15 protein-coding genes and 2 riboswitches are annotated in these 13,501 nt (G+C 35.2%); of the genes, 8 read left to right on the top strand and 7 right to left on the bottom strand.

Going from position 1 to position 13,501, the window contains the following annotated elements:
* Window positions 1–13 precede the first annotated feature (13 nt).
* A complete protein-coding gene (locus tag BAU27_RS18050; protein ID WP_071771568.1) occupies window positions 14–631 on the bottom strand; it encodes a nitroreductase family protein in 618 nt (205 codons plus the stop codon).
* Between the two features lie 331 nt (window positions 632–962).
* On the opposite strand from BAU27_RS18050, the gene BAU27_RS18045 reads away from it, so the two are divergent.
* From BAU27_RS18045 to BAU27_RS18030, 4 genes are all read left to right on the top strand, one after another.
* The gene (locus BAU27_RS18045; RefSeq protein WP_071771567.1) at window positions 963–2,255 is read left to right on the top strand and encodes a GGDEF domain-containing protein; all 1,293 of its coding nucleotides are present in this window, start codon (window positions 963–965) and stop codon (window positions 2,253–2,255) included.
* A 91-nt stretch (window positions 2,256–2,346) separates the two neighbouring features.
* Window positions 2,347–3,477, top strand: coding sequence for a serine hydrolase domain-containing protein (locus BAU27_RS18040; RefSeq protein ID WP_071771566.1), 1,131 nt, complete (start codon window positions 2,347–2,349; stop codon window positions 3,475–3,477).
* A gap of 4 nt (window positions 3,478–3,481) precedes the next feature.
* Window positions 3,482–4,363 (top strand): NAD(P)-dependent oxidoreductase, encoded by an 882-nt coding sequence (locus BAU27_RS18035; RefSeq protein ID WP_071771565.1) that lies wholly within the window; start codon window positions 3,482–3,484, stop codon window positions 4,361–4,363.
* Between the two features lies 1 nt (window position 4,364).
* Window positions 4,365–4,697 carry a DUF3909 family protein gene (locus tag BAU27_RS18030; RefSeq protein ID WP_071746935.1) on the top strand — a complete coding sequence of 111 codons (333 nt, stop codon included), beginning with the start codon at window positions 4,365–4,367 and terminating at the stop codon, window positions 4,695–4,697.
* 61 nt (window positions 4,698–4,758) lie between these two features.
* Here the strand turns inward: BAU27_RS18030 and BAU27_RS18025 are convergent, their stop codons facing one another.
* The 6 genes from BAU27_RS18025 to BAU27_RS18000 all read right to left on the bottom strand — a co-directional run bounded on the left by BAU27_RS18025 (window position 4,759) and on the right by BAU27_RS18000 (window position 9,778).
* Window positions 4,759–5,034: a hypothetical protein gene (locus BAU27_RS18025; protein ID WP_071746934.1), complete on the bottom strand. Its 276-nt coding sequence runs from the start codon at window positions 5,032–5,034 to the stop codon at window positions 4,759–4,761.
* Window positions 5,035–5,337: 303 nt separating this feature from the next.
* Window positions 5,338–5,850, bottom strand: coding sequence for a 1,2-dihydroxy-3-keto-5-methylthiopentene dioxygenase (locus tag BAU27_RS18020; protein WP_071771564.1), 513 nt, complete (start codon window positions 5,848–5,850; stop codon window positions 5,338–5,340).
* A complete protein-coding gene (locus tag BAU27_RS18015; RefSeq protein WP_071746932.1) occupies window positions 5,828–6,466 on the bottom strand; it encodes a methylthioribulose 1-phosphate dehydratase in 639 nt (212 codons plus the stop codon). Before BAU27_RS18015 ends, BAU27_RS18020 begins: the two co-directional genes overlap by 23 nt.
* Complete coding sequence (locus BAU27_RS18010) at window positions 6,463–7,122, bottom strand: 2-hydroxy-3-keto-5-methylthiopentenyl-1-phosphate phosphatase (RefSeq protein ID WP_071771563.1); 660 nt, start codon at window positions 7,120–7,122, stop codon at window positions 6,463–6,465. Before BAU27_RS18010 ends, BAU27_RS18015 begins: the two co-directional genes overlap by 4 nt.
* A complete protein-coding gene (gene mtnW, locus BAU27_RS18005) occupies window positions 7,119–8,363 on the bottom strand; it encodes a 2,3-diketo-5-methylthiopentyl-1-phosphate enolase (protein ID WP_071771562.1) in 1,245 nt (414 codons plus the stop codon). Before mtnW ends, BAU27_RS18010 begins: the two co-directional genes overlap by 4 nt.
* 64 nt (window positions 8,364–8,427) lie before the next feature.
* A riboswitch (SAM riboswitch) is annotated at window positions 8,428–8,535 on the bottom strand.
* A 52-nt stretch (window positions 8,536–8,587) separates the two neighbouring features.
* Window positions 8,588–9,778 carry a pyridoxal phosphate-dependent aminotransferase gene (locus BAU27_RS18000; RefSeq protein ID WP_071771561.1) on the bottom strand — a complete coding sequence of 397 codons (1,191 nt, stop codon included), beginning with the start codon at window positions 9,776–9,778 and terminating at the stop codon, window positions 8,588–8,590.
* A 99-nt stretch (window positions 9,779–9,877) separates the two neighbouring features.
* Here BAU27_RS18000 and BAU27_RS17995 point away from each other — a divergent pair, with 99 nt between their 5' ends.
* The 4 genes from BAU27_RS17995 to BAU27_RS17980 all read left to right on the top strand — a co-directional run bounded on the left by BAU27_RS17995 (window position 9,878) and on the right by BAU27_RS17980 (window position 13,404).
* A complete protein-coding gene (locus tag BAU27_RS17995) occupies window positions 9,878–10,657 on the top strand; it encodes a carbon-nitrogen family hydrolase (protein WP_071771560.1) in 780 nt (259 codons plus the stop codon).
* Between the two features lie 72 nt (window positions 10,658–10,729).
* A riboswitch (SAM riboswitch) is annotated at window positions 10,730–10,870 on the top strand.
* A gap of 88 nt (window positions 10,871–10,958) precedes the next feature.
* Window positions 10,959–12,140 (top strand): S-methyl-5-thioribose kinase, encoded by a 1,182-nt coding sequence (mtnK, locus tag BAU27_RS17990; RefSeq protein ID WP_071746927.1) that lies wholly within the window; start codon window positions 10,959–10,961, stop codon window positions 12,138–12,140.
* Window positions 12,137–13,192: an S-methyl-5-thioribose-1-phosphate isomerase gene (gene mtnA / locus BAU27_RS17985; protein WP_071771559.1), complete on the top strand. Its 1,056-nt coding sequence runs from the start codon at window positions 12,137–12,139 to the stop codon at window positions 13,190–13,192. Before mtnK ends, mtnA begins: the two co-directional genes overlap by 4 nt.
* Before the next feature lie 74 nt (window positions 13,193–13,266).
* Entirely contained in the window at window positions 13,267–13,404 is a 138-nt protein-coding gene (locus BAU27_RS17980; RefSeq protein WP_000393342.1) for a YvrJ family protein, read from the top strand.
* The last annotated feature ends 97 nt before the right edge of the window (window positions 13,405–13,501 follow it).

The raw sequence follows: 13,501 nt of genomic DNA, 5'->3' as shown, positions 1-13,501 counted from the left end.
CTTCGTTTTTCTATTATTTCGCCCATTCACTCACTTGTTCTACGCTCATGCGCGGTGCAGGGTGACCTTTTAAAGTGGATTCACCAATTGTAATAAGCATAATTGGTACGTAACGAGATGAAACATTAAATTCTTCCATTAGTCCTTGCGGGTTGAAGCCACCAATAGCGCAAGTATCCCAGCCAGTTGCTTTAGCGGCAAGCATAAGTTGCATTGCTGCTAAAGCAGCATTTGAAAAGGCAGCATCTCGTGGGTATTGCTCACGAGTATATGCAGATTCAATGTTTTTAGCTAAGCGCTCTTTTGCTTCTTCTTTCATAAATCCTTGTTCAACAATTGGACCGTAAACAGGTTCAACATTTTTATATGCTTCTAAATCACCTAAAATAGCGACTACGGCAGAAGCATCAAGAATTTGTTGTTGGTTATAAGCAATTGGATGTAATCGTTTTTGTACGTTTTCGCCTTGGAAAACAAGGAATTTCCAGTGCTGCAAGTTCCAAGCAGAAGGTGCTTGTGCAGCGGCTTTTAAAATTTCATGTAATTCTGTAGATGAAATTTCTTTTTCAGGGTTGAATGCACGTGTAGATGTGCGTTCATATAAAACGTTAAAAAAGTCATTGTTTGTCATTATATATCCTCCAAATTACATATCAACTTAATATGAAATAAATGTAATATATTCTACTTACATTTTGTAAGTTATTGAATTTAAGAATATAATAACTTTATTTTAATTGTCAAGTTTTAAGTAACGAGATGGGGCATTCATACAAACGATACAATTCCTGTAATCATACACTAAAAAAGGAATTTCTAGAGTAGATAAGCGAAGATAACATTCTCAATTAGCTTGTTAATATGTATTCCTCACTAATCGGATTTTTTTGAGAACTATCTTTTATAAAATGATTGTGAGGAATTCAGTAGAACAAGATATATGAAGTGAGTGAAGACTAGTGATGAACATACTACATTTTTTATTAGAGAATACTGTTTTCCAAAATGTATTACAAGATCTTCAGTTGAATGTCCTTTATATAGAAGATGGATGCGCACATCAACAAACGATAGAAAACGTCCATCCAAAATGTATGTTTATAGCAAATAGTTTTGAAGAAGGAGAAATGTTGTTTCATAAAACTAGACCGCATATTGTAATTATGTATGTAACAGATTTTGCTCAAATAAAATATATAAAGAATATATATAATTCACAGAGCACATTCATTATCATTTGGGATCAACAGATAAACAATGAGTTTGCAGATTTACTACTGTTAGGAATACGTAATATTGTTATAGCACCAGTAACTCCACAAGTAGTACTAGAGGAAGTGAATAAGAGTTTATATCAACTTTCTTTAGTGCGACAAGTAAGTTTGCAGCAGGAATTACTTCAAACGATGTTTGATTTTCAAAATGATTTATTATTTATAGTAGAAGATGATGAGATTGTTGATTGTAATACGAATTTTTTAGAGTTTTTCGGATATGATAATTTATTTACCTATCGTGAACAACATTTAGTGTTTGCAGAACATCTTATAAGAGAGACCGGATACTATTCAACGACTCACGATGTAACATGGCTGGATGATACGTTATCAAATGGAAGAAGAATTAAGATGCACAATTATGAAGGGGAAGCTTCTACCTTTTTATTACGTGCGACACCATTACCAGAAGACTTATCGCGATTTATAGTAAAATGCACAGAGATTACAGAATTAGATGAAATCTATCAAGAGCAAGAAAGACTGGCTATGATAGATTCATTGACAGAAATATATAATCGTTTGAAATTCCAACAAATATTGGAGACAGAGTGGGAGAATGTAATACGTAATGATGAAAAAATAGCACTTATTTTGTTTGATATAGATAATTTTAAATCAGTAAATGACACATATGGTCATGATTTTGGCGATTTAGCATTAGTACAACTTGCAGATCTTATGAAATTTAAAGTTGAACATCAACATATATTTGCAAGGTGGGGAGGAGAAGAATTTATAATATTAGTGACAGATACGGTAGAAAAAGAAGCGTTTCAAGTTGCGGAATCGTTACGATTTTTCATTGAAACAAAGCAGTTCTCTGGAATTTCGAAATTAACAGCGAGTTTTGGAGTTGCGTTATATGAGCAAGGAATTACTAAAGAGGAATTAATGCAAAGAGCGGATATTGCATTATATGAAGCAAAAAAAAATGGGAAAAATCAAGTATGTATATATAGAAAGGAAAAAATGTGATTTTTCGCAACAAATTGTTGCGATTTTTTTTTATTGCCTGATAATAGAATATGGGGGACCATTCTTCACGAAGTAATTATGGAGGAACAATATGAAAAAAAAAATAATGATTATGGCTTCACTGTCTGTTGTAGTTTGCAGCGGAGTATACTATTTTCTCTATAGTCCCGATCTAAAGGAACAAGCAGTATTAACAACAAAGGTAACTCCCGCTATTGAGTCAGAGGTACAGGATAATATAGAAGAAGTACAAAAAATTGATTATGCTAGTATATCTCAAAAGTTAGATCAATATTTAGTAGGAAAGCAATTTAATGGGACAGTTTTGGTGGCAGATAAAGAGCATGTTATATTGAATAAAGGATATGGATATGCTGATGTTCAAAATAAAATAGAAAATACGCCTCAAACAAAATATCGTATCGGTTCTATTACGAAAACAGTTGTTGCTACGTCCATTTTACAGTTGCAAGAACAAGGGAAGTTAAATATTCAAGAGAATGTAAATAAATACATTCCTTCATTTCCAGCAGATAAAAACATTACGTTATATCACTTATTAACGCATACATCTGGTTTACCGGAAAATGGGAAAGGAAAGGTTAATGTAGCTTCACGTATAAATTTAATAAATTGGATTGGAAGTCAAAAGTTAGATTTTCCACCAGGGACAGGTTGGAAGTATACGGATTATAATTATATGGTGCTCGCTTATATTATAGAAAATATAACGAAAAAGCCTTTAGGAGATTATATAAAAGAAAATATATTTACAAAGGCAGAGATGCATGAATCAGGTATGGGAAATATGGTACCTGGAGATGAAAATTTCACGAAGGGTTATGTGAAGAAAGATCAAGAACTTGTACCAGCGCAAAAATTAGGAATGGACTGGTTATATGGATCTGGTGAGATGTATACGACGGTAGGGGATATGAAAAAATTAGATGAAGCGATTATAAATGGAAAGCTTCTTTCTGAACAAAGTATACAAGCGATGTTTACACCTTCAGCAGAACGGAAATATGCATTTAGTTTTTATATATATCCGGACTATTTTCATAATCATGGTGTATTATCTGGTTGGAATACGTTTAATAATTTCAATAAAGAAAAAGGAACGTTTGTTATTTTATTCTCAAATGTGAAGAATGGTTTGGATGATGATTTTAATAAGGAATTTCGAAAGATGGTAAATGATTTATTAGAACAAAGGGGATGAGAAGATGGAAAATAAAAATTTATCAATAGGTTTCATTGGTATAGGTGTGATGGGAAAAAGTATGGTTAACCATTTAATGCAAAGTGGTTATAAAGTATATGTGTATAATAGAACGAAAGAAAAAGCGGATTCTTTAGTACAGGAGGGTGCGATTTGGTGTGATACACCGAAAGTGTTAGTAAAGCAAGTTGATGTTGTAATGACTATGGTTGGATATCCACATGATGTAGAAGAAGTGTATTTTGGGATAGATGGGATTTTGGAGAATGCAAATGAAGGCACGATCGCAATTGATTTCACGACATCTACACCAACATTGGCAAAACGTATTAATGAAGCTGGTAAAAGTAAGAATATATATACGTTAGATGCGCCTGTATCTGGAGGAGACGTCGGTGCGAAAGAAGCAAGACTCGCAATTATGGTCGGTGGAGAGAACGAAATATATGATAAATGTTTACCGTTATTTGAAAAACTAGGAACAAATATTCAGCTGCAAGGACCAGCAGGGAGTGGACAACATACAAAAATGTGTAATCAAATTGCAATTGCTTCCAACATGATTGGAGTATGTGAAGCTGTTGCTTATGCGAAAAAGGCTGGACTAGATCCAGATAAAGTATTAGAGAGTATTTCAACAGGAGCAGCAGGTAGCTGGTCATTAAGTAATTTAGCTCCTCGAATGTTAAAGGGAGATTTTGAACCTGGTTTTTATGTAAAGCATTTTATGAAAGATATGAAGATTGCTTTAGATGAAGCTGAAAAACTACAATTACCAGTACCGGGTTTAACCTTAGCGAAGGAATTGTATGAAGAACTAATCGCAGCTGGAGAAGAGAATAGCGGAACGCAAGTGTTATACAAAAAATACATAGGGGGTAAGTGAGATGGATCTCCAAAAGTTTGATGAGATGATTGATGCTGTGCAGCAATCAACTTGTGTACAGATTAATGATAAGCAAAAAGAAGCTTTTAAACAAAAATACGATTTTGAGCCAAGTTTCGAATATGGACGAGATGAGAAAGGGCATTATGTTATCCGAACTTCGAAAAAGATGTTAGAGGAAATGGATTTTTATTTGGCATTGAAATATGATCGAGATGGAATTGCCCTTTATATGCATGCTGAGATTGAAGGGACATGTCACGTATCCGTTAGCTATAGTGAAGATGCACTTCATTTGCAAGAATTGTTTCAATTTCTAGAAGAAAATAAATAAAAAGTCCTCATCTGAGGACTTTTTATTTATTTAGGCAGGCATAATATTTAAGTTGGATAATTTATAGGCTGGAAGCGCGGCGGCATCGTTCAATTGGGAATGGAATAACTTGTGCAATGTGATTAGGACCAAACTGTTTCGCGCGAGCATGGCGTAGTATATAAAATGCGCACAGGATAGAAACAGGAATAGCACCGTACAAACCGAAAAATAAAGCGCTTACACAAGATGCTGCAAAACCTAAAACACCAACTTCTAATTCTTCCATAATAGCTCCTAAAATGACAGGAATAGCTCCACATGAAACTCCTAGTATAAGTGCGATAAGTAAACTCATGATTATCCCCCTCTGCTTGCAATATTCTTTTCCTTCTTATTAGTTGTAGTATATCATACGTAAAACAGAATTTTCAGAAAAAATTCAAAAAAAGTTCAATAAATGTTCAAAAAGTATTCCAAAATGTACTTGATAAAATGGAAGTGTGATTTGAATAAACGAAAGGGACAAATTATTTTAGTGAATAAAAAATCAGGCTTACTTCAATGTTATGAAATAAGCCTGTTCCATAGGAGGATGTATATATGTAGAGTGAATAAAAGATTGGAAAAGGGGTTCCAATCTTTTATTCAACTAGCTACCTTAATAAATTGGAACCCAACCTTCTGTTGTAACAAAAATACGAATAGCTACAACTTGGCGATCATCTTGTAAGGTAAAATAATGTCTTGCATTTTCAGGTACAGATATAAGATCACCAGGCTCAAGTTCAACGTCAAAGAATCGACCATCTTTTCCTTCAATAGCGAAGATGCCATGACCGCTGACAATAAAGCGAACTTCATCGTCAGTATGATGGTGTTCTTTTTGGAAATTAATTAATAACTCATCAAGGTTAGGTGTGCTACTAGAAAGTGAAATCACATCATATGCTTTATAACCTCGGCGCTCTGAAACATCAGCGATTTCTTTTGAAAACACCGCTAATATTTCAGCTTTGTTTTCATCTGTTAATGAATAATTTTCATTTAAATGAGTAGGAAGTTTAGAAATATTCCATTTCTCATATAAAACGCCTTCTTCTTGTAGAAATTTTGATACTTCCACCTCATTTTCAATGCGAGTATTTACTTCATGAATACGAATTTGCGCCATTAGAAACGCCTCCTTGAATTGATAATAGTTTTATATGAAATTGGAATAAAAACTCATAAGCTTCTAATCTTTTCTTTGCATCAAAGCTATCTCGGCCCCATACGGTAATACCATGATTACGGATTAATACTGCTCCCGAATCTCCTTGTATATGTTTTCGTAAGTCCTCTCCAAGTGTTGGGATATGAGCATGGTTTTCAATAATAGGAATGTGAATCGTTGCACCTTCTTCCCAAATATCAAGAGCTTTAATAATTTCTTGATTTTGAAGGGTGACTGCATCACCATACAAATTTGTGATGACATTGTTATCAGTTGTATGAACATGAAGTACGCATCCGGCATTCGTATTGTTATAAATATGTGTATGCAATATTGTTTCTGCTGAAGGGCGTAATTCAGTCTCTAATACGGGAACCCCTAGATGATCTACTAATAGAAAATCATCTGGAGTAGTTTTTGTTTTATCTTTACCGCTTGCTGTAATAAGAAAAGTAAGTGGCTCATGACTAACTTTTATAGAAATATTACCACTTGTTGCTGGAAACCAATTTCGTATTGTTAACTCTTTTTTAATCTCGCTTAAGTCATACCATTGACGAAAAAGTTGTTTCATAATTTCACCTCCAACAAATGTTTTAATTCAGCTTGAACATCGTGAAATGTTTCAAACGGTGTATAAGCAATACGATTTTCTTCACATTTGGTAATAAGAAAGTCGCGGGCAAACACTTTATCTGCGTGTTTCGCAGCTTGTAGATCAGTAATAGAATCTCCAATCACAATATGGAAGTCATTTGTATCACTTAATTTACGGATTAAAGATGATTTACATAATCCGCAATTATTTTGACAGTGATGATCACAAGGGTGAGGCCAATTCACTGTGATGTGTTCATCTGAAAAGTCTGTTTTATTACAGTAAATTTGCTCTTTGGGAATGATTCCTTGCAAGAGTGGATAGACGAAGAAATCCATTCCACCTGATATAACGTAAAAAGAAATATTATTTTCATTTGTAAATTGTATAAATTCATGAAAGCCACTACGGATTTCGGCAGTTTCTTTTAAAAATTGAATCATATCATCGTGCAAATTAGTAGGTAGCAATTGAAATAATTGAGAAACACCTTCTTGAATAGATAGCTCTTGTGATAAAATTCTATTCTTTACTTCTTCTGCTTCTGGTGGTGCGAATTTTTCCATAATGGACATAATGTTATCATTATTTGTAATCGTACCATCGAAATCACAAAATACTTGAATACTCATAATTTCACCTCATGAGAGGGATTTCCCCATATTTGTAGTGCGCTATGCAAATTTATTTCATCTACGTCATGGAGTGGCTTGCTTTGTAAAGTAGCATCAATTGCAGTGCGGAAAGCTTTTCCACCACCTTGTGCTCCATTCGGATGCCCATGTATCCCGCCACCAGCATTAATAACAACATCTTTACCGAAATCTCGCAAGATAAAGGGAACGAAACCAGGATGAATGCCAGCAGATGGGACAGCAAAGCTCTTCTTGAAAAATGTGTCTTCCTCAGTTAAATACTTTGAAATGTTGAGAGCTTCTTCTTTCTCTAACGCAACGCTCCCATATGGAGATGGGAATAAAGAAAAATCTGCACCAGCATAACGTAATAGCTTTCCGAGTAATAATGGAGATGAGACTCCATATAGCTTGGATGATGAATAAGCACCACTCACAGCAGGGTGAGCCATAATAGGAACTGGAATTTCAGCATCTTCTGCAAGTGATTGTAGTACATCTAGTCCGTAAGCAAATACATTAAATAATAGAATATCAGCACCAGCTTGTACTGCGCGCTTCGCATTTTCTTTTAAGTCAAAAGTTCGTCCTGTTAAATTTACGGCATATAACGTTTTATGGCCGTATGTTTCATATACTGCTTGTAAAACTTCTTTTCCAGATATAATGCGCTTTGTTAGTGGTGTTAATGAATTCTCAAATAATACCTCATCATCTTTTACGATATCTACACCACCAATAGCTTGATCGCGTAATTGCGTTTTTAAATACCCAATATTTCGTCCAATCATGCCTTTAAAAATACTCATTAAAAGGGGACGATCATGCACTTGTAAAAGATTTCGAATACGGTCTATCCCGAATTTTGGACCAGGGAAATACTGTTTTAAGTCGTCTGAAAATGTTAAGTCAATTAATTTCACTTCGCCATCAAGTGAGAGCTTTCCGAATGTAGTTGTTAAAATCGCTGGTAAGTCTGGACTGAAATTTAATAACGGGTATTCGATTTTAATAATCCCGCGTTTTACTTTTTTACCTAGATACAAATTGGTATGCTCTTGTTCGTCTAATTCCTCAACATGAATGACATTGCCTTTATGCTGTTTTAATTGTTCTTGCAATAAGTGTGGCAAATGAGTCCAAGAGCCAATTGTTAACCCAAGTGCAATTTGCTCAGCTTTTTTTTCTAAGTTATGTGAATCGTCATGGATTAAATACGTCGCTATAATTCCGCTCATTGTTATAACCTCCTAGTTAAATAAAAAAACCTCTCAGCTAAGGAGAGGTTTTTTTACAACCAGCTCCTTATCTGTCAGCGTAATGCTGCGAGAATTAGCACCGTGTCTACAATTATGTAGATCGGTTGCCGGGCTTCGTCGGGCTCGTCCCTCCACCTGCTCTTGATAAGAAGTATTTAGAAATGTTTTAATTTTTAAGATAACTGAATTTTGTCAGATATTTTTCATGTTGTCAATGACTTTTTGAAAAAATTCAATTTATCAATTCGATTAATGGCTTCTCGTAATCGTTCTTCTGTATGTAAGAGACCAACGCGGACATACCCTTCGCCGTGCTCACCAAATCCAATACCAGGAGCAACTGCAACGTGTGCTTTTTCTAGTAAAATATTAGAAAACTGCTCAGATGTATATCCTTCTGGTACAGGAAGCCATGCAAAGAATGATCCTGTTGGAATATCTACATTCCAACCAATTGAGTGACAAGCTGAAATAAGAGCGTTTCTGCGAGATTCGTAACTATTTACAAGGTCTACGACGCAAGATTGTGAACTTAATAGTGCTTCACGGGCAGCATCTTGAACTGCACCAAATATACTAACATACATATGATCTTGTAATAAGTTAATTGTTTCAATGACACTTTCATTCCCCACTGCAAAAGCAATACGCCATCCAGCCATATTAAAAGTTTTTGATAATGTGTAAATTTCAATTCCTGTATCTTTGGCGCCGTCTGCTTGCAAGAAACTAACTGGTTTTTGACCATCAAATCCAATAGCACCGTAAGCAAAATCGTGAACAACTAATATATTATGTTTATTAGCAAAATGAATGGTTTCATCAAAGAAATCTTTTGATGCAGTAGCACCGGTAGGATTATTTGGGTAATTTAAAAACATTAACTTGGCACGCTCAGCGATAGTGTCATCAATTTTCGTGTAATCCGGTAAAAAATTATTTTCTGCAATTAGCGGCATTGTTTCAAATTGTGCTTTTGCTAAAGCAACTCCGGATAAATAATCTGGATACCCTGGATCTGGAACGAGAATGGTATCACCAGGGTTTGTAAAACAAATTGGTAATTCTACTAATCCGGCCTTTCCGCCAAACAAAATGGCAACTTCCGTTTTTGGATTTAATTCTACGCCGTATTCACGTTTATAGAATGTTGCCACAGCTTCCTTTAAACTTTCATGTCCGCGAAATGGCGGATATTTATGATGAATGGTCTTTTCAGCAGCATTTTGTAAAGCTTTTACGATATGCTGCGGTGTTGGTTGATCTGGATTACCTTGACCTAGATTAATAACATCGTGACCAGCTGCAACGACTTTGTTAACTTTTGCAACAAGTGAAGCGAAAAATTGTGTTGGCAATGATGTTACTATCTCAGAAGGTTGAAATAATTTCATACTTTCCACCTCTTTTGAAAGTTGTTACAATTCTAGTGACAAATGATATAATCTTTCCAGTATTTTGTAAAGAAAAAAATTAAGAATGGGGCTGACAAAATGAAAGTCGCATGTATTCAAATGGATATTGTCTTTGGAGATGTAGAAAAAAATATTGAGAATGCTAAAAATAAAATAAGTGAAGCGATGAAGGAAAGGCCAGATGTTATCGTCTTACCAGAACTATGGACAACAGGATATGATCTAACGAGACTTTCTGAAATTGCAGATAGGGATGGAGTAGAAACGAAAGAAAAGTTGAAAGAATGGTCGAAACAATATGGTGTACATATTGTTGGTGGTTCCATAGCGAAGCAAACAGAGCAAGGTGTTACAAATACAATGTATGTTGTAACTAATAAAGGTCAGCTAGTCAATGAATATAGTAAAGTGCATTTATTTCAGCTTATGGATGAACATAAATATTTAATCGCTGGAAATAGTACAGGCGAATTTAAGTTAGATGATGTCGACTGCGCTGGCACCATTTGTTATGATATTCGTTTTCCAGAGTGGATGCGCGTTCATACTGCTAAAGGTGCAAAAGTTTTATTTGTTGTAGCAGAATGGCCATTAGTTCGTTTAGCGCATTGGCGCTTGCTATTGCAAGCAAGAGCAGTTGAAAATCAGTGTTATGTTGTTGCATGTAATAGGGCAGGAAAGGATCCGAATAATGAGTTTGCAGGTCATTCTCTAATTGTAGATCCTTGGGGTGAAGTTGTAGTAGAGGCAAATGAAGAGGAATCCATTTTATTTGGAGAACTTACATTCGAGAAGATTAAAGAGGTACGTAAAGGAATTCCAGTTTTTGCAGATCGACGTCCAGAATTATACAAATAAAATGTTGACAAGTGATTTTTATTCTTGGTATAGTCTTCAACATAAAGTTAAAAATTCTAAAAAATTATACAACTCTTATCAAGAGCAGGTGGAGGGATTTGGCCCGATGAAGCCCAGCAACCGACCGTAATACCATTGTGAAATGGGGCGTTTATGACGCCAAAAGGCACGGTGCTAATTCCAGCAGAAGGTTTACTTTCTGGCAGATAAGAGGGGAGAAGATAAACTTCAAACCTCTTTCTTTGTGGAAAGGGGTTTTTCTATTTTAGAAAAACCTCTGAATGAAAAGGAGGAGAAGACGATGGGATATTATTCATTAACTGAAACAACAGCTATACAATATGCGAAGGAACACGGTTATTTTGAAAAGAAAGCAAATGTAGTTTGTCATGAAATTGGAGATGGAAATTTAAATTACGTGTTCAAATTAGATGATGGAGAGAAGTCTATTATAATAAAACAAGCACTGCCATATGCGAAAGTCGTTGGTGAGAGCTGGCCACTGTCTATAAAAAGAGCGACGATTGAAAGTAAAGCATTACAAATTTTCGCGAAGTATGTGCCGGAATATGTGCCGGTAGTGTACAGTCATGATGAAGAGTTAGCAATAACAGTCATAGAAGACTTATCAAGGCTAACAATTACAAGAAAAGGATTAATAGATGGAGAAGGATATCCACTTTTATCCCAACATATTGGTCGTTTTCTAGCACATGTGTTGTTTTATACTTCAGATTTCGGTTTACAGTCAGAAGAGAAAAGGGTACTAGAAGGTACATTTGTAAACCCAGACCTTAGCAAAATTACAGAAGATTTAGTGTTTACAGATCCGTTTAGTCATTATGATACAAATGATTATGAACCAGAGTTACAACTAGTGGTTGATGAACTGTGGAGTGATAAAACTTTAAAATTAAAAGTAGCACAGTATAAGTATAAGTTTTTGACGAGAAAAGAGGCTCTCATACACGGAGATTTACATACTGGTAGTATATTTTCATCACCTTCTGAAACGAAAGTAATTGATCCAGAGTTTGCAACGTACGGTCCATTTGGATTTGATATCGGTCAATTTGTTGCAAATTTATTATTAAATGCTTTATCAAGAGAAGAAGAGCAGAGAAATATACTATTTTTCCATATAGAGAAGACATGGAGTTATTTTGTAGAAGCTTTTACGAGGTTATGGATTGGAGAAGGGGTAGAAGCATATACGAAAGAAAAACAATGGTTACCAATTATTTTGCAAAATATCTTTACTGATGCCGTCGGGTTTGCCGGATGTGAACTGATTCGTAGAACAATTGGCTTAGCTCATGTAGCTGATTTAGATGAAATAGCAAATAAAGAAAAAAGAATTCAAGCTAAGAAGCAAGCTCTATACTTAGGAAAAGAACTAATAAAATATGAATCTAAGAGTGCTGATATTCAACTCTTCCGAACACTATTTCAACAGACAGTTTCTGGAGGGGTAAAAGCATGAGTACAATTGTTACTGTTCCGAGATCTGTAAGTTGGAAAGGCGATGCCATTGCGGTATTAAACCAAACAAAACTACCGCATATTACTGAGTTTAAAACATTAACGATTATTGAAGAGGTATGGAAAAGCATTGTTATGTTAGAAGTACGCGGGGCACCTGCAATTGGAATTGTAGCTGCGTTTGGTTTGGCGCTTGCGGCAAAGAAATACGATGCTATAAATATCGATGAGTTTCAAAAGAAGTTTAATAGAGATTGTAACTATTTAGGAACATCACGCCCGACAGCAGTCAATTTATTTTGGGCAATCGATCGTATGAGAGAATCTATTCGAGAGATTACTACAATAAAAGAAGCTCAAAAAATATTAGAAGAAGAAGCGCTTCGCATTCAGCAAGAGGATGAAATAGTGTGCCGAAATATTGGAGAACATGGTTTAACGTGTTTTAAAGACGGTGATAAAATTTTAACAATTTGCAATGCAGGGAGTATCGCGACTGCTAGATATGGTACTGCATTAGCACCGTTTTATATTGGGAAAGAGAAAGGTGTACATTTACATGCGTATGCATGTGAAACAAGACCAGTTTTACAGGGGGGACGTTTAACGACTTGGGAGTTGAAACAAGCGGAAATTGATGTAACGCTTATTACAGATAATACGGCAGCTCATGCAATTTGTACGAAAGAAATTGATGCGATTATCGTAGGAGCAGATCGAATCGTTGAAAATGGTGATACTGCGAATAAAATAGGAACATTGAATTTAGCTATATTAGCAAAGTATTTCGGTATCCCATTTTACGTTGCAGCGCCGTTATCTACATTTGATATTACGAAACAAACAGGCGCTGAAATTGTTATTGAAGAAAGAGATGAAACAGAAGTTACGAAAATTTTTGGGAAACAAGTAGCACCACTTGGAACGCCTGTATTTAACCCTGCATTTGACGTAACACCGCATGAATTAATTACAGGGATTATTACTGAGAAAGGTATTTTACATGGAGATTATAAGCGAGAAATTACATCATTATTTGAAAAAACAAGCTAATCACAAATAGCTTGTTTTTTTATGCCTAAGAATCTCTTGTTCTCTTATTTATGTAATGAAGGGAGGAGAGAAAGATGGAAGAGTGGATTAGGATGATAGGTAATGTGGGGTTTCCAATTGTTGTAACGCTATATTTACTACATCGCATTGAAAGTAAATTAGACGGAGTGATTGTTGCAATTGAGAAACTCCCTAAACAATTACTAAAGTAGAAAGATCCTCGCGATAGAAAGTAAAATAAAGTTTGCTCGCGAAGAGCAAACTTTATTTTTTATCCCGCTATTTGTGGGCAGTAAGACCCGACTGATT

The organism is Bacillus sp. NH11B (genome assembly GCF_001884205.1).
GTDB lineage: Bacteria > Bacillota > Bacilli > Bacillales > Bacillaceae_G > Bacillus_A > Bacillus_A proteolyticus.
This window is presented reverse-complemented; position numbering and strand designations above follow the sequence as displayed.